Below are 16,698 nucleotides of genomic sequence, written 5' to 3' on the forward strand. Positions count from 1 at the left end.
TTCCTCTATTATCAACTCTGTTTCCTCCCGAGCTAAAATGCACATTCGCCATTCTCAAATTAATCGATGACAAGATTATCGTTAACTCGATAAATAGGCTGCGAGTGAGTTGGATCATCTGGCGTACTTGTTTGGTTTTTAATTAGAGAAAGGCCCAGTCTAAGATGTAGATTGGGCCGAGTCATTATACCAATCGCTCATTAGATATGGGTGACTTCATTTGCGTAACTAAAGAAGCCTATCGATTCGAGCTCTTGCTTCATGGATGAAAATTCGTCGGGGCTAAGGTTTTGAAAAGGAGTCCGATTAGGGCCTAGATCCAGACCAATAAGTTTCATTATCTGTTTACCCCCGACGATATTCCCTCGGTAGCGGCAGATCACATCGATAAGGTCCAGTGATTGGTACTGCAACAGTTGGGCCTGGTCTAAGTCACCATTACTGAAGGCAGTTCGAATTTGAGTATACAGGCCTGCAGCATAATTAAACGTACCGCCGATACAGCCTTGTGCTCCACCGAGGGCAAGGGATGGGAGTAAGGTTTCATCTTGCCCATGAAGCACATCATATTTCCCTTCATTGTAACGACGGCATTGAGTGTACTCATACAGGCTTTCATGGGTGTACTTTATACCTGAAAAGTTCTCTATGCGTCCGTCAACAGCTCTCAGTAGCTCAACCATAGAGATATAAACCCCAGTAAATGCAGGAATGTGGTAATAGTAAAAGGGAAGGTTTGGCGCTGCTTCAGCAATTTCTGCGCAGTAATCAGCAAGCTCGTTAACACGGTTTATTTTTGGAAATGTGGGCCCCATGGCACTAAAGCCCCAGGCGCCAATTTTGGCTGCATGTAGAGCAAGTTTTTTACTTGCATTGATTGAGTTACTGCCTATATGGATGATCACTTTAAAATTCGTTGGGGCGGACTCAACCCACTTTTGTGCACATATCATACGCTCCTCCTCTGTGAGAAGGTGACCTTCACCGGATGAACCGTTAACAAATACACCTGCAACATCGCTGTTTATTAAGGTATTAATATAGCTTGGTATCAAGGATAAATTGATTGAACCATCAGGGTGAAACGCGGTGAAAGGTGCATTGATTAATCCGTTAATTCTTTCCATGTAAAGCCTCTTTAAAAAACTTGTGAGCCTGCAATCCACACATCTTTAATGTGGATTGGAGTGGTGGAAGGTGAGTCATTTAACAGAATCAAATCGGCTATATTTCCGATTTTTATACTGCCTTTTTGTTCGTTTAAGCCTAAGAACTCTGCCGGATAAGCGCTGGCCATATTCAATGCTTGTGATGCAGGAGCGTGTAGCATAGCGATGGCATTATTTACTGCAGTGATCATAGTCAGTGCCGAACCAGCTAATGAGCCCGTTTTACTGGTGAGTTTATTGTGTTTTAATTCGATGTCATGACCATCGAAATAGAACTGGGTCTGCGGTGAGCCTATGGTTGACATCGCATCGGTCACTAATATTATTTTGCCTTCGTTTTTTGCTTGATAAGCAAGGCGGGCTGATGCTGGATGGATATGGTGCCCATCGAGAATAAGTCCACACCAACTGTCTGGGTCGAGTAGGGCTGCACCAACCATATTTGGTGCTCGTGATTCTATGGGGGACATGGCATTAAATAGATGGGTAAAACCACTCGCTCCCGCTTTTAGGGCAAGATTAACCTGATCGAAACTGGCATTTGAGTGACCAAGGCTGACAATCACCTGATGCTCTACGAGTGTTTTTATCGTTGAGCTATCAACGGATTCAGGTGCCAAAGTGATAAGTTTTACCCCTAGATCATCGCGACAATATTGATCCATCTCTTGTGACGTTAATGGACGGATTTTATCTTGATGGTGGATCCCCTTTTTGGCAGTACTGATATGTGGGCCTTCAAAGTGGATGCCGATAATACCAGATGTCTTCTCTCGTATGGCTAAACTAACCGCATCTGCTGCTTGTTCAATTTTGCCTATTTCATCGGTGATCAGTGTGGGTAACATTGATGTAGTACCGAATTGGGCATGGGCCTTAACCATAGTGATTAGCGTGTTTAGCTCTGGCGTTTGATTGAAGAGTTTTCCTCCACCGCCATTGACCTGTGTATCGATAAATCCAGCAGTTAATAAGCCATCTAGCTGGTACTCTTTGGCATTTCTAACCGTGTCCATAGCGATAATCCGGCCATCTTCAAAACTGACAGGTCGCTGTATATGGAGCTGTTTACCGTCGAATAGCGTGTCAGCGATAAGGGTTGTTATCATTAAAAACTCTCGGATAGGATTGGACAATATGGAGGGAGAAAATAAGCCTCTCCCTCTTTATTTATCGACTCTTCATAGGTTAGAAATGTACCTTCACGCCGGCGTAATACTCGCGACCCGTTAGGTTAAAAGCACTTCCGTTAGTAAGTGTTCCTGCCTGTTGATACTTGTGGTTTGCAGTGAGTTCTTGAGGCTGCACATCAAACATATTGTTTACCCCAATGAATAGGTTGGTTGATTCTAAAATGTTGTAACTAAAACGTAAGTCGTTATAAATTGCGGAATCTATGCTGTTAAGTTCTTCAGTCATATTGCTATTATCGTTACGGTCTTTGGTTTCATCCCAGTAACGTAACTGCCAGTAGACATTGAAGCTCTCTAAGGTGTAGGAGGTGTTAATATTAAATCTAAGATCTGGGTACATTATCTCCCCGGCAAGACTTTGAGTGTCGCCACTCTCTATACCTGTAATGTCATATTTTCCGAGAATGTTTGCGCTTAGGCCAACGTATAGCTCGCCATTGCCTAGCCCTGTTTCATAGGCAACTTCTACATCAAACCCACTGGTTTCAATTTTGTTTTCGTTGCCGGAAGCTGAATTGACTTCCAGTGCAGCCCCTGAGCGGCCATCGCGTACTACATTGCCGCCACATAAAGGATCAAATTGACTTGGGTTGGCTGAGTAGCAGCGATCTAAGATCACGGTACGGTCTGTATTGGTAATCGCGTTGTCTATCTCAATATCATAGTAATCAACGGAGACTGAAAGACCATCAAGGAACTCAGGTGTAAAAATAGCACCTAAGGTTATGGTGTCTGCGGTCTCCTCTTTTACGTCCGGAGAGCCAACCAAAAGACCGGAAGTATTCTGTTGTTCTACCTGAGTTAAAGTAAATGAACCGTCAGTGTTGATACGGTTTTGTATTGCTGCAATCGAACGGCAGTTTTCAGCAATATTTCCGCTGGAGCTATTATCGATACCATCACAAGGATCGAAAACGAAGGCGGCTGTTGCGGTTCCTCCTGCAAATAGGTCGCTGACATTGGGGGCGCGTACTGCCGTAGCGATTGCACCACGGAAACGGAGTGATTCATGTACTGGAGCATTGAAGCCAACTGTCCAGTTGGTGATACTTCCGACAGAAGAGTAGTTACCAACACGGACAGCAAAGTCTAAGTTGAGTTGCTCAATAATAGGAACATGGAGTTCTGCAAAGGCGTCAACGACATCGAATGAACCTTGAGTTTTCGCAATCTTTGCTCCTCGAACAATCCCTGCCTGGCGCAGTGGATCTGGTGTCTCTTTACCCTCCTCTTTACGGTATTCAATACCGAGGGCAAAACCCAAAGAGTCAACATCATCGCTGAAAGCAAAATCTATATCTCCAGCAACAATCGCTGTTACAACAGTTTGCTCAACTGTCCCTGATAGATTGGTATCAGCGGCAAGATAGTCAACCGCTTCAGGAGAGATTCCATCAATTTTGAATGGATTAAAGGGAACACAACCTTGGATGCGGGCGATATCATCACTACATTGGTAACTGCCAAATCCATCCTCTTCTATGGTTAATGCGCTACGTGCCCTGTCTAAGTTGATATCGCCGTTATTTTTTTGATATTGATCGGTAACACCATAAGTTCCGTTTAAGGTGAGGTAGATATTGTCAGTTAAATCATATTCATAATTTCCAGCTATACGAAATGTTGAGCGAGTGTTTTCAGCTCCTCGACCACCAAACTCATATAAACGTCTAAAAGTAAGGCTGACGTCGTCTAAGTTGGTTATGCCATCATTTAGTAAATTGTTACCTAAATTTGTACCTGCAAACCAAGGGTGGGTGGCAATATCAATGCCTGTCGTGCCACCCTTAGATAGCTTGAATACATCATTACGGGTATCTAATGGGATAGGTTCGAAGAAGGTTGTTGATTCTACTCGAGCATAGTTAATATTGAAGCTTGCACGTGATCTTTCATTGATATCGAAACTCAACCCGCTGGCAACGAATATACGGTCTGTGGGGGCCAACATCGAGCGGTATTCGTGGAAGTTAAAAGCGTCAGATGTTTCGACATCGGCGGTCCGCACAAAAGGCGTTCCATCGCCTTTATAGCCTCCAATTCGGCCACCTAAAATATGTGATGAACCAACAAACTGAGCCGTATCTAAGATACCGTCGCCGTCACTGTCGACTGCACTTTTATGTACTCGAGAATAATCACGGTCACTTGCCATCAAGCCGTCATCGCTAGAGTAGCCTACAGAAAACCAAGCGTTACCATTTTCAAAATTGGTACCTAGCGTCAGTTCTAGATCTGACTTATCTTTGTCACTTTCTGCTGATTGGCCTATTTGAGCCTTGAAGCTGACACCTTCAAAATCTTTTTTGAGGATAAGGTTAATGACACCTGCAACGGCATCTGAGCCATAGGAAGCAGACTGTCCACCCGTTAATACTTCAATGCGTGAAACCATAGACAAAGGGATAGAGTTGAGGTCGACACCGTATCCCGATCCTGCGGAAGTACCAGATACGTAGCGTATGCCATCGACTAAGACTAAGGTCCGCGAAGCGCCTAAATTACGCAATGCGACTGTATTTAGGCCTGAATCTTGCTCACTAATATTTGAACTGGCACCGGTGGTATCACCGTATATCGAAGGGATGCGAGCAAGAAGATCACTAACGTTGACCGCGCCGACTCCTTCAATATCTTTTTCATCGAGTATTGCTATTGGGGATGCAGATTGAAAGTCTCCCTTTTTAATGTGAGAGCCTGTTACTGCAATACGTTCAACGTTGTCTTCCACACCGTCTACAGCAAGAGCTTGATTTGTCACAGACGCAATGCCAACGGCCAACAGTGATGTTATAAAACGTTTTTGAGGTGAAGTTGAAGCATTTGGTAAGGTCATAGTTAAATCCTATTATCAATTATTTTAATTGAGCTATTTCTACTTACCGCATACGACACTGTTATCACTTGAAACTGAATTACAATAAAGCGGTCACACTCTTAAGGTGTTATACCAGTATGCCATTGGTTTTTTTTAAATGTCAATTTAATTAACCTAATGCTAACTAATTGCCAGCTATGCTGTATTTGTTTGTTTTCTAAGTAAATAAGCTTGCTTTGTGGATTTGGCAAGGAATTTTAATGGTTAATAATCAAATAATTGCACAAGAAATAATCGAGTAAATTAGAGCTGATGATGACCATTTCAGCACGATATTGACTGCCCTGCTTGTGTTTAATCACCGGCTTTGTTGGAGATAATATAGGATTAAAAAGGGTGACTGGTGGGGATGAAATTATCTTGAGGAGCTGATTTATATATCCTTTTATTCGATTGTATAACTTTACTTCAATCTAATAAAACAAACCATTTTTCTGCTGATATTTTGTGTAAAATAAGACGACAGTAGATCCATGTTATGTTTGTTGGATTTAAGGATAATTTGACGAAATAAAATTCGTCGCTGTCATTTCTTTACACGGTATCGCGTGTTGTAAAAATTGAGATAATAATGAAAGCTTTGTTGATCACAAGGAAAGGCTGGCAGGCCTTAGATAGAGAGCTCAAATACCTGTGGAAAGAGTACCGCCCGGAGATCACCAAAAAGGTGCAAGAGGCGGCTGCCCAAGGAGATCGTTCAGAGAATGCGGACTACACTTATAACAAACGTCTGCTGAGACAAATCGATAGCCGGGTTCGTTATCTGGTGCAACGGGTTGAGAATCTCACTATTGTCGATTATTCACCTCAGCAAGAAGGTAAGATCTTTTTTGGAGCGTGGATTGAACTTGAAAATGAAGCTGGTGATATTGTTCAGTATCGTATAGTCGGTAAAGATGAGCTGGATACTAAGCTAGGTTACATTACTATCGACTCGCCTATGGCCCGTGCGCTTATCGGTAAACAGGTTGACGATGATGTTATCGTTAAAACGCCGTCAGGAGCTAAGGCGTGGTATGTGAATAAGATCCAATATAAGGCGTTTAAGGATGAGTGAGCCTGTGGTAGCTAGTGCTAAAGAGGGAGTAAAAGACCCGCTTGTTCTCGATTGGGACAGCATAGAGTTACCTAACACTTGGGCTGACGAGATTAATTTTAAGACTTGGACAAATGTGGGGCGTTTATGGTGCTCTATGTTAAAAAAAGGTAATGGTCGAATAGAGTTGCCCGATGATTTCCCTGATAGTGTGATGAGTAAAGAGCTGCTGCCTAAATATCTGCTGCAGGAGTTTCACGGCATTCCTAATGGTAATTTTTCAAACCATATTACCCAAGGCTATATTAGAACGTTTGATGGCACTATGTTAGGCAAGATGAAGCCTGTGCGCAAAGAGATGGCTTACTGGTTTGACTCAGACGCATCTGTACTTGATATCGGCTGTGCTGGTGGTCAGATGGCCGCGGCATTAAAAGATCGAGGCGTTGAGGAGGTCTGGGGATTAGATCCTTCGCCCTACTTGTTGAAGCATGCAGCCAAGGCAAATCCTAAGGTTCATTTTGTCCAAGGTTTAGCCGAAGATCTGCAGTTTGCCGATAAGCGCTTCGATGGTATTACCGCTAGCTTTTTGTTCCATGAGATACCCCCAAAACATATAGATAAAGCACTTAATGAGTGTCATCGTGTACTCGATGATGGCGGTTTATTGGCGATCTGCGAGCCTTCATTTATTCAATTTAAGGCTGGTTGGTGGCAGATGTTTAAAGGGTATGGTTTTACTGGCCTGTACTTTAAATGGCTTGCAGGTCATGTTTATGAGCCCTTTGTACCAGCCTGGCACAAGCAAGATATCGATTCTTTATTGAATAAACATGGCTTTGAAGTGTTGATAAACCGCAGAGGTATGCCTGAGCATAGGGTATTGGCAAGAAAGCGTTAATTGCGATACAAGAGCATGCCTGAACTCTGCTATTTCATTGCTTGAACTTAGTCACTTTATGAGATGCTTAATCCTGCATTTTGAAGTGGTTTGGGTATATAGCCTGTGTTATCTTGGGCGCCACTACGATTTTTACTCTAGGCTCGGCACTACTTCCTATGCAAATGACGCACAATATCGCCCAAATCATAGCTCAAGAACTGAATGTTCGTGAGCAACAAGTCATCTCTACCATCGCTTTGTTAGATGATGGTGCTACGGTTCCATTTGTCGCTCGCTACCGTAAGGAAGCCACTGGAGGGTTAGATGATACTCAGCTGCGAACATTGCATAGCCGATTGGGATATCTGCGAGATTTGAATGAGCGACGTGCTGTTATCCTGTCGAGCATCGACACTCAGGGAAAACTGACTCCCGAACTGAAAAAGGCACTATTTGATGCTGACAGTAAGACGCTTCTGGAAGATCTTTATTTGCCTTATAAGCCTAAGCGTCGCACGAAAGGGCAGATTGCCATTGAAGCTGGCATCGAGCCTTTAGCCGACTTTTTGCTGAATAATCGTCAGGTAAATATAGAGCAGGAAGCTGAAAAATTTATTAATGCAGCAGCTAATTTTGCTGATACTAAGTCAGTACTCGATGGTGCACGTTTTATCGTGATGGAGCGTTTTTCTGAAGATGCTGCACTGTTACAAAAAGTCAGGAAGCACCTAAGCCAGAATACCGTCCTTGAAAGTAAAATGGTGAAAGGAAAGGAGAAAGAGGGCGCTAAGTTCAGAGATTATTTCGAGCACACTGAGCCGCTGAATAGGATCCCTTCACACCGTGCATTGGCTATGCTTCGTGGTCGTAATGAGGGGGTGCTTAGTTTAAATATGAATGCAGACCCAAGCAATGAATCTAAGCAAGGTAGCTATTGTGAAGTGATTATTGCCGATCACTTTAAGCTAAATTTAGGCAGTAGTGATGTAGACGCTTGGCTGAAAACCGTTGTTACTGCGACATGGCGAATAAAGATTGCTTTGCAGATGGAAACTGAGTTTATTTCTAAAATGCGTGAGATGGCAGAAACCGAAGCTATTAAAGTGTTTGCCCGTAATTTAGGCGATCTATTGATGGCGGCTCCAGCGGGAGCGAAGGCAACATTAGGTTTAGATCCTGGATTAAGAAGTGGCGTAAAGGTCGCGATTGTAAATAATACAGGTAAGTTTGTCGCTCATACGACTATCTTCCCGCACGCCCCTCAGAATCAGTGGGATAAGTCAGTTCGCACCTTAGCTAATTTAGCTAAAATCCATAAAGTTGAGTTGATTGCTGTCGGTAATGGTACTGCTTCAAGAGAAACAGACAAATTAGCTGCTGAACTTATTGCTAGCGTGAAAAATGAACTGCCTAGAATCACCAAAATTATGGTTAGCGAAGCGGGAGCATCGGTTTATTCGGCTTCTGAACTCGCTGCGAATGAGTTCCCAGATCTGGATGTCTCGATTCGAGGCGCTGTGTCTATTGCTCGTCGCTTGCAAGATCCGCTTGCTGAATTAGTTAAAATTGAGCCTAAGGCTATTGGTGTCGGACAATATCAGCATGATGTGAGTCAGAGCTTGCTTTCTTTATCACTAGAAGATGTAGTGGAAGATTGTGTAAATAGTGTCGGGGTCGACTTGAACATGGCATCTGCACCTTTACTGGCACAAGTTGCAGGATTAAATAAGACGTTGGCGAGAAATATTGTCACTTACCGTGATGATAATGGTGAATTTAAGGAGCGTAAGCAGTTGCTTAAAGTTGCTCGTTTAGGCCCTAAGGCGTATGAACAGGCAGCTGGTTTCCTACGTATTCTTAATGGTGTTAACCCATTAGATGCATCATCAGTTCATCCAGAAGCTTATTCTTTGGTTGAGTCGATTGCTAAGGCGAAAGGGCAAGCAATTGGGACCTTAGTGGGTAACTCTGAACTCCTTAAAAGTATAAAAGCAGAAGATTTTATTACTGACCTTTTTGGACTGCCAACCGTTACCGATATACTTGCAGAGTTAGATAAGCCGGGTCGAGATCCACGTGGCGAGTTTAAAACAGCTGTATTTAAAGAGGGCATAGAGCAGGTCAAAGATCTAAAGCCAGAGATGATTTTAGAGGGCGTTGTGACCAATGTGACTAATTTTGGTGCCTTTGTGGATATAGGCGTTCACCAAGATGGTTTGGTGCATATCTCATCTTTGACTGAAAAATTTGTTAGCGATCCTCATACGATTGTAAAAGCCGGTGACGTGGTCAAAGTCAAAGTGATGGAGATTGATGTAGAGCGAAAGCGTATTGCCCTTAGCATGCGTCTTGATGAAAAAGTGGGAGAGAAGTCTGCGAGTCGCCCAAGTTCTACTTCAGGTGGTAAGTCTTACACTGGTAATAAAACACAAAACCGCCCTAAGCAGAAGACTCAGCCAGCAAACGCTGCAATGGGTAATGCTTTTGCCGATGCGCTGGCTAAACTCAAAAAGTAGATACAAATTGAAACTATTGAGCCAGAGCGGGTAACGGCTTTGGTTTTTTTATATCAAAATTCACATTCTATGTGCATGCGTGAAGCTTTAGGTTGGTTTTTTTGAACTAAATGTTGCTGAATATGTCAATATGAGTCGATATAGACTCTAATAAGTGGGTCGATAAAAATTTTGGAACATTTATGAACCTTCGACACTCACATTTAGGGCCATTTCGCTCTATTCTCATCTTTTGCGTTACTGCGTTTATTTTTCTGACTGTTAGCCGCATTGGCTTAGGGATATGGCAAGCCGATCGTGTTGCGGCCGTAGATGGCTGGTCACATCTGTTGATACAAGGGGCGCGGGTTGATTTTGCGAGTCTGTGTTGGCTATGGGGCATCGCTGCACTGGGCACTGCTATCTTTTCAGGTGAACACTTTATCGGACGGTCATGGAACAAGATCTTACGTGTCTGGTTAACGTTAGGATTATGGTTGATCGTGTTTTTGGAGATATCGACACCGTCATTTATTCAAGAGTATGGCATTCGTCCTAACCGTCTCTATGTAGAATACCTTATCTATCCGAAAGAAGTTCTCTCCATGTTGTGGAGCGGACGTAAATTTGAACTTCTTTTAGGGGGACTTGTTAGCGGACTGGCGTTATGGGGAGGCTGGAAACTAAGCGGTGCTCTGCTTAAAAACCTGACATACCCACGTTGGTATTGGCGCCCAGTGATGGCATTGATTGTGATAGCTATAACCTTAATGGGGGCTAGATCGACCTTAGGGCATCGTCCTCTAAATCCTGCCATGGTTGCTTTTAATGATGATCCTTTAGTTAATTCATTGGTGATCAATTCAGCTTACTCTTTAATTTTTGCAATTAACCAGATGGGAAATGAAGCGCACGCAGCAGAAATTTATGGTCATATGGATGAGCAAGCCGTTATTGACAATGTTCGCCGTGACAGTGGTCGTCTTGTGGAAGCGTTTACTTCCAAAGAGCTACCAAGCATGTCGTTTAATCAGGCAAGTTATCAAGGTAAGCCAAAAAATCTGGTTATCATTTTACAAGAGAGTCTAGGAGCCCAATTTGTGGGGAGCTTAGGTGGCTTACCTTTGACGCCGAATATAGATGAGTTGTCTAAAGAGGGCTGGTCATTCGAGAATCTATACGCGACAGGAACGCGTTCAGTACGGGGAATTGAAGCTGTAGTTACCGGTTTTACTCCCACACCAGCTCGCTCTGTGGTTAAGTTGGGAAAGAGTCAGAATGGCTTTTTCTCGATTGCTGAACTATTAAAAAACCATGGTTATGAGACTCAATTTGTTTATGGTGGTGAGAGCCACTTTGACAATATGAAGAGCTTTTTCTTAGGTAATGGCTTTAGTGACATCGTTGAAGAAAATGATTTTCAAGATCCCGCCTTTGTCGGATCTTGGGGGGTGTCTGATGAAGATCTTATGCATAAAGCCAATAGCGAGTTTGAACAGTTTTATCGTGAAGGTAAGCCTTTCTTTAGTTTAGTGTTTAGTTCGAGTAATCACGATCCGTTCGAGTTCCCTGATGATCGAATTGAGTTATATGAACAACCTAAACAGACACGTAATAATGCCGCTAAATATGCCGATTATGCAGTGGGAGAGTTCTTTAAACTGGCAAAAAAATCGAATTATTGGAAAGATACTATCTTCTTAGTGGTTGCGGATCACGATAGCCGAGTGGGTGGAGCAAGCTTAGTGCCTATTCCGCGTTTTAGGATCCCTGGTATTATTTTAGGAGAGGGGATCGAGGTGAAGCATGATAAACGCGTTGTTAGCCAGATAGATTTAGCCCCGACCTTGCTCTCTTTAATCGGCGTTTCTGATTCTTACCCTATGCTGGGCCGAGATCTAACCCAGACCAGTGAAGATTGGCCTGGTCGCGCTTTGATGCAGTACGATAAGAATATGGCCTACATTCGAGGCGATGATGTGGTGATCCTTCAACCTGAGCGTGATCCTGTAGGCTTTAAATATGATTCAAATACTGAGACGTTATCGGCGAGTCCTCAGAGTGATGAGATGAAGCAATCGGCATTAAGTTGGGCATTATGGGGTAGCATGGCTTACCAGAAAGGCTTGTATCGATCAGAATCTAATGGAGAGAAGCGTTAAATTAGTGCAGAAACAGCAGGCTGAGTCTTAGGTTCGGCTTGCTGCTGATAAAATATTTCTATATATTCGCCAAACATTCGATAAAACTCTGGTGCTTGACCAAGTATTGTTGGCCTTGTCTCTTTTGTGCTTTCAGTTTTGGGGATACTTATATCAACTTGTTGAGTTCGAATATCCCGTCTTTGTAGCGCCGGCTTACCCCTAAGCAGATCTTTAACTCTTAGAGCTTCAACAGGTTTCGTCTGTTGAACTTGCTGTTGTGCACTTTCCTGTTGCTGGGCTGCGCCCTGTTGTTTACCTTGATTTTTCTCATTTAACCTAGCGAGTACATCAGCCTGTTGCGCAGTGCGCTCATGTTGGGGATTAAAGGAGCGTTCATCATGACCTTTGGTTAACTCTTGCGGTGGGATGACTGGGGGTCTTTGCAGATTATCTGTGCGCGCAGCATCGGTAGCGGCATTAGTTGTCGCGATGGGCACATTGGGATAGTTGGTGACAACCAGCATGATATTTACCTCTGACCTATGCTTAAATAATAACCGTATTGAGGCATAAGATAAAGTGTCTAGTGAGTAAAATTATTCAACCAAGCGGTAAATCCTGCAAGGAACTCATCCTTATGGGAAAGGAAAGGAGCATGTGATGCTTTTTGAAGGACTAAATCTTGATAACGATCTGGATTGATCGGCATTAAAGTTGGTACCCGCCTAGGTACAAGTCCATCCATACGCCCCCATATTCTGAGCCAAGGTTGTTCTATCTGTGTTAGTTGCGATCTAAGATCGACTTTCTCTAACATTTCCAGTCCCTGTTGTAGCGATGAACCTTTAGGTAAAGGCTTTGAGAGGACTCGATCCCTAAGTTGTCTGATATCCTCTTTTGCCGTTGAGCTTCCCATGGCTTGGATCGCCAGAAATCGTTCGATTGTTTTACTTATATTGTCTTGTAACTGAGTGGAGAACTGTGCCAATACTTGAGGAGGGATCCCCGGCCAAGATTCATCTTCTCGAGCCATAAAGCAGGGGGAGGAAGCGATAGTTACGAGTCCTGTCACTTGCTCAGGGAATCGCAAAGCTGCTTGTGTTGCGACTAAGCCTCCCAGTGACCACCCCACCCAGATAGCCTTGTTAGGTAGCCTTGCCGTAATAACGTCAACCCAGGTATTTAAGTCGCCATCAATTGCTTCACTGATCCCAAAACCGGGCAGGTCGACATAGTGAACTCTATACTCAGAGAGAGCAGAGTGAAGCGGCATGAATACTGAGCTATTCATGCCCCAGCCATGGAGCATGACTATCTCTTGGCCTTGGCCAAGAGATTCTACATGTAAGGTTGAATTCATGGAGTCGACTTCCTAATACTTAAATGATAATCCAATGCGCTATGGGCATATCATATACATAAAGCAGGTTTATAGTACTTATGAAGTTAATGCAGTGGCTTTCTGCCAGTTTACCCAATCGATGTCTGATGTGCCATCAAAGCGTCTCTCTACCGTCGAGGGGGCTGTGTGTTGTGTGCCTCAATAGCGGCCTATATCAGCAGCCTATATGTCAAGGTTGTGGTTGCACTATGCAGCTTCAGGCTAAATTTTGTGGTCAATGTATGAAGACATTGCCTCTTAGCATTATCGCCCCTTGTAGTTATCATCAGGGCTTAGGTGAGTGGATAGGGTTAATGAAATATCAGGGACAATTTGCAGCGCTGCCTGTTTTGTCTCAAGCATTGGTTAATCGAATTTTGGAGCTCGAGTCCTTGGGCATGCTGCAACTTCCCCAAGTACTGGTACCGGTACCTTTACATCCAAATCGCCAAAGAAAGCGTGGATTTAATCAAGCTTGGTTGATTGCTGATGCGATTCATCAGCAACTTCATATACCGGTAGTGGCTCAAGGTGTAGAACGTATTTTAGATACTAAATCACAAGCTGGACTTACAGGTAAGCAGCGACGTCAAAATTTGTCGGCGGCATTCACACTTACAGATGATTTTCTCTATCAGAGAATTGCATTAATTGACGATGTGGTGACGACTGGAACTACAGTGAAAGAGATCGCTATTATGTTTGAGCAACGTCATATCCATGTGCAGGTTTGGTGTTTAGCCAGAGCCGAGGCACCTGGGTTATTGGATTAACCAATAGCTTGTTACTCCAAGCTTGGAGTCGAAAATAAAAAGCAGCGATAAACTAGAGTATCTCTGCTTTTTATTTATGTATTAGTGTAATGCGGGAATAAAGTAGAGCGCGTTGGCATAAACCTTTTCAGAGCCTAACCAAATATTTCTAAACATGAGGTTATCGGCTATTACGACAACAGCTCCTTTGCCTCTAGGTTCGACTAAGATGGCTGGACTTTGAGATAAGCTGCGCTGGTACTCTTTAGCCAGGTAACCATTTAAAAGTGGTTGTTCAGCATATTTTGCGACGACACTGAAAGGCATCGCGCTATCCTCAAGTCCGAGTGCTTTATTCTTTAGTATGGGCAGCCGGGCATTAGGTATTCCAAAACTCAGTGGATGGCTGCTATCTAGCGTGAGCTCGAGTATAGCTCCCCCTATGGATTGACGAGCCGTGAGTTTTTCTTTTTCGCCAAACGTTAAGTCGCTGCTGTCGAAAAGCAGTTTAAAGAAGCGAGGTTCCTTTAATTCGGCTTTTAATAGGTGCACTTTATTGAGCCAGCTTAAGGCGCCATTCTGAGCGATCACGATCCCCCCTTTATTGATGAACAAGCCTAGTTTTCGGGCGAATACTTCATCTAATGATGAGTAATGGCCATCAGGTAAGATCACATGGGTGTATTCATTCAGTGGTAGTCGAGATAGGCGGGTGACATCGACTAAAGTGACAGGCGAGCCAAGTTTAGTATCTAGGTAATACCAGAGTTCTCCCGCTTCTGATTCATCAACGCCATATCCGGTGACGATTAAAGGTTTAATAGGCTTAATTGAATGAAAATCTGGGCTGCCTAAATCTATTCCTGTTACTGCTGTACTGCTGTTTACTGCGGTGATATTCAAAGGAGTCTGGGTCATTAAGCTCGTTATCTTAGCCTTGATCATTTCGCTAGAGACATTGGCCTGTTTAAGTGGGATCTGTAAACTGCCAGCAGGGAAATCATGTTCTTTATTGTCAATTTTGACCGTAAAGGGAATCGCTGCAAACTTTACCTGTACTTTATCCTTAAGCAATTGTTGCAGCACTGGAGCTGCTTCATCTTGCTGCCAATTGATGAGCAATGCTACGGCTTGACGATCGGCCTCGAACTTATCATTATTTGGTGCCTGAGGTGATAGATCACTAAGATCTAGCTTGGCATCTCTTATCATATCTAGATGGTAAGCATGCTCTAGGTTCCAGCTCGATACATCGTAGAACGTGGGGTCTACAAATTCGTTACGGCTATCGAACATAGCGATTAATAAGCTTTTTTGTGCTTGATTTAGAGGAATGAAAAGGCTGCTATTAACTGAAAACTTTTTGTTTCCCTTAGTCGTCTCTTTTTTTAGATAGTAAAACTCAATGTTGTGCTGTTTAAATAAGTCGGCGAGATCTTTTATTCTGCCAGCATTATTTAGTGTTCCGATTAAGTAACCTAATTGTCGCCCTTTTTTCTGTGTTTTGTCTTTATCCTTGTAGAACTGGCTCTGATAATCGAGTAGTTCTCTCTTGAGGGCTAAACTTCCACGTAGGCTAGATATAGAAGTGGTTAGATGGTTATCGATGGCATCGCTTAGTCTAAGCTTGCCATTTTCTGTCATCAAGGTTTGACCTTTAGGACTTGCTTGCTCAAATAAAACACCAATGGAGCCATTAATATCTGGGTATGTTGACCCTTTGCCATAGAAGTAATCATCAAATATCTGACGACTAAAGTATTCCTGTTGTTTTTTATCGAGAGCTTGGCGATGAAATTGAGCTAACTTCTCGGTTAAAAGCTGGTTTTTCTCAGGTGTTAAGGAATGAGTTCTTTCAGGAACACCGGGTTGAAAAAAATAACTGTTGTTACTGCTCATCTCGTGGAAATCACCCACATAGTGGGGTTGCCACTTGTGAAAAAGGGCGACTCTACCTCTAGATTCCGGGTGGCGTAGAAACAACCAATCTCGATTGAGATCGGCAAAATAGTGGTTGGTTCTTCCAGTAGGCCAATTTTGCTTGTGTTCCTTGTGTTGGGGGTCGCTGACCTCTACTTGACCACGGTAATTATTGGTCCAGTTAGAGAATCGATCAAAACCATCGGGGTTTTGGGTCGGAGTGATAAGCACAATGGCTTCATCCAGCAGCTTTTTGACCCAGGCCACATTGCTGTTGGCAAGTTGATAGCTCAGTGCTAAGGCAGCATGGGCTCCACTGGCCTCATCGCCATGTATAGAATAGGCCAGCCAGATCACTAAGGGACCATGTTGCTTTTTACCTGATTTAGCCTCTTTACGTTGGGCTAGAATATCTTTGAGGTTTGCTTGGTTTGATTTTGAGGTAATAACAAGGGTGAGTTGTTGCCTATGTTCATAACTCTGGCCACTTTTTTCTATGGACAGTCTGTCGCTTTCACCTGCTAGCTGCTTTAGGTAGTAATTGATCTGATCATGGCGCAGGTGCCATTTTCCCAGTGGGTAACCTAGGAATGCTTCTGGTGAGGTTAGTTGGGAATGAGGATTCAGATTTGCGACAGAGCTCAAATTTTGACTGGTCACAGCTAATGCTGGTGACAGAGTAATGAATACATAGCTTACCGTAAAAAAATAAAGCAGAGCTCTTAACATTGTGAGTGTCTTTATACTTGTAATGTAACGTTAAATTAGCATTTAGATGCTGTTTTTTCCATATGTTTTATGGATAATAGATCCTTATATGAACTAAGTTATTAGTTAATACTTTCAA

The 16,698-nt window shown here is 43.2% G+C and carries 11 protein-coding genes; 5 read left to right on the forward strand and 6 right to left on the reverse strand.

Features of this window, described 5'->3' with window-relative positions:
- Positions 1-200: 200 nt before the first annotated feature.
- The 3 genes from HWQ47_RS01375 to HWQ47_RS01385 all read right to left on the reverse strand — a co-directional run bounded on the left by HWQ47_RS01375 (position 201) and on the right by HWQ47_RS01385 (position 5,198).
- Positions 201-1,127 (reverse strand): dihydrodipicolinate synthase family protein, encoded by a 927-nt coding sequence (locus HWQ47_RS01375; RefSeq protein WP_269969421.1) that lies wholly within the window; start codon positions 1,125-1,127, stop codon positions 201-203.
- Between the two features lie 11 nt (positions 1,128-1,138).
- Complete coding sequence (gene nagA / locus HWQ47_RS01380) at positions 1,139-2,278, reverse strand: N-acetylglucosamine-6-phosphate deacetylase (RefSeq protein WP_269969422.1); 1,140 nt, start codon at positions 2,276-2,278, stop codon at positions 1,139-1,141.
- A 79-nt stretch (positions 2,279-2,357) separates the two neighbouring features.
- The gene (locus HWQ47_RS01385; RefSeq protein WP_269969423.1) at positions 2,358-5,198 is read right to left on the reverse strand and encodes a TonB-dependent receptor domain-containing protein; all 2,841 of its coding nucleotides are present in this window, start codon (positions 5,196-5,198) and stop codon (positions 2,358-2,360) included.
- A 613-nt stretch (positions 5,199-5,811) separates the two neighbouring features.
- On the opposite strand from HWQ47_RS01385, the gene greB reads away from it, so the two are divergent.
- The 4 genes from greB (at position 5,812) to HWQ47_RS01405 (ending at position 11,816) form a co-directional block, all read left to right on the forward strand.
- Complete coding sequence (gene greB / locus HWQ47_RS01390) at positions 5,812-6,297, forward strand: transcription elongation factor GreB (protein WP_269969424.1); 486 nt, start codon at positions 5,812-5,814, stop codon at positions 6,295-6,297.
- Positions 6,290-7,177, forward strand: a complete 888-nt coding sequence (locus tag HWQ47_RS01395; protein ID WP_269969425.1) for a class I SAM-dependent methyltransferase — start codon at positions 6,290-6,292, stop codon at positions 7,175-7,177. Before greB ends, HWQ47_RS01395 begins: the two co-directional genes overlap by 8 nt.
- Positions 7,178-7,335: 158 nt before the next feature.
- The gene (locus HWQ47_RS01400) at positions 7,336-9,675 is read left to right on the forward strand and encodes a Tex family protein (protein ID WP_269969426.1); all 2,340 of its coding nucleotides are present in this window, start codon (positions 7,336-7,338) and stop codon (positions 9,673-9,675) included.
- Between the two features lie 182 nt (positions 9,676-9,857).
- The gene (locus HWQ47_RS01405) at positions 9,858-11,816 is read left to right on the forward strand and encodes an LTA synthase family protein (protein WP_269969427.1); all 1,959 of its coding nucleotides are present in this window, start codon (positions 9,858-9,860) and stop codon (positions 11,814-11,816) included.
- On the opposite strand, the gene HWQ47_RS01410 is transcribed toward HWQ47_RS01405, so the two are convergent.
- Positions 11,813-12,322, reverse strand: a complete 510-nt coding sequence (locus HWQ47_RS01410) for a hypothetical protein (protein ID WP_269969428.1) — start codon at positions 12,320-12,322, stop codon at positions 11,813-11,815. The two genes, HWQ47_RS01405 and HWQ47_RS01410, sit on opposite strands and share 4 nt — an antisense overlap.
- 59 nt (positions 12,323-12,381) lie before the next feature.
- Positions 12,382-13,158: a pimeloyl-ACP methyl ester esterase BioH gene (bioH, locus tag HWQ47_RS01415; protein WP_269969429.1), complete on the reverse strand. Its 777-nt coding sequence runs from the start codon at positions 13,156-13,158 to the stop codon at positions 12,382-12,384.
- Positions 13,159-13,229: 71 nt separating this feature from the next.
- Here bioH and HWQ47_RS01420 point away from each other — a divergent pair, with 71 nt between their 5' ends.
- Positions 13,230-13,952 (forward strand): ComF family protein, encoded by a 723-nt coding sequence (locus tag HWQ47_RS01420; RefSeq protein ID WP_326515485.1) that lies wholly within the window; start codon positions 13,230-13,232, stop codon positions 13,950-13,952.
- A gap of 81 nt (positions 13,953-14,033) precedes the next feature.
- Here HWQ47_RS01420 and HWQ47_RS01425 read toward each other — a convergent pair whose 3' ends face one another.
- Positions 14,034-16,580 carry a M14 family zinc carboxypeptidase gene (locus HWQ47_RS01425; RefSeq protein WP_269969431.1) on the reverse strand — a complete coding sequence of 849 codons (2,547 nt, stop codon included), beginning with the start codon at positions 16,578-16,580 and terminating at the stop codon, positions 14,034-14,036.
- Positions 16,581-16,698: the final 118 nt, after the last annotated feature.

It is taken from the genome of Shewanella sp. MTB7 (assembly GCF_027571385.1).
Classification (GTDB): domain Bacteria; phylum Pseudomonadota; class Gammaproteobacteria; order Enterobacterales; family Shewanellaceae; genus Shewanella.

Excerpts from the sequence above, each read along its gene's own strand:
- bioH (WP_269969429.1), bottom strand. The coding sequence starts at position 13,158 with ATGAATTCAACCTTACATGTAGAATCTCTTGGCCAAGGCCAAGAGATA.
- HWQ47_RS01425 (WP_269969431.1), bottom strand. The coding sequence starts at position 16,580 with ATGTTAAGAGCTCTGCTTTATTTTTTTACGGTAAGCTATGTATTCATT.
- HWQ47_RS01385 (WP_269969423.1), bottom strand. The coding sequence starts at position 5,198 with ATGACCTTACCAAATGCTTCAACTTCACCTCAAAAACGTTTTATAACA.
- greB (WP_269969424.1), top strand. The coding sequence starts at position 5,812 with ATGAAAGCTTTGTTGATCACAAGGAAAGGCTGGCAGGCCTTAGATAGA.
- HWQ47_RS01395 (WP_269969425.1), top strand. The coding sequence starts at position 6,290 with ATGAGTGAGCCTGTGGTAGCTAGTGCTAAAGAGGGAGTAAAAGACCCG.
- HWQ47_RS01410 (WP_269969428.1), bottom strand. The coding sequence starts at position 12,322 with ATGCTGGTTGTCACCAACTATCCCAATGTGCCCATCGCGACAACTAAT.
- HWQ47_RS01375 (WP_269969421.1), bottom strand. The coding sequence starts at position 1,127 with ATGGAAAGAATTAACGGATTAATCAATGCACCTTTCACCGCGTTTCAC.
- HWQ47_RS01405 (WP_269969427.1), top strand. The coding sequence starts at position 9,858 with ATGAACCTTCGACACTCACATTTAGGGCCATTTCGCTCTATTCTCATC.
- HWQ47_RS01400 (WP_269969426.1), top strand. The coding sequence starts at position 7,336 with ATGCAAATGACGCACAATATCGCCCAAATCATAGCTCAAGAACTGAAT.
- nagA (WP_269969422.1), bottom strand. The coding sequence starts at position 2,278 with ATGATAACAACCCTTATCGCTGACACGCTATTCGACGGTAAACAGCTC.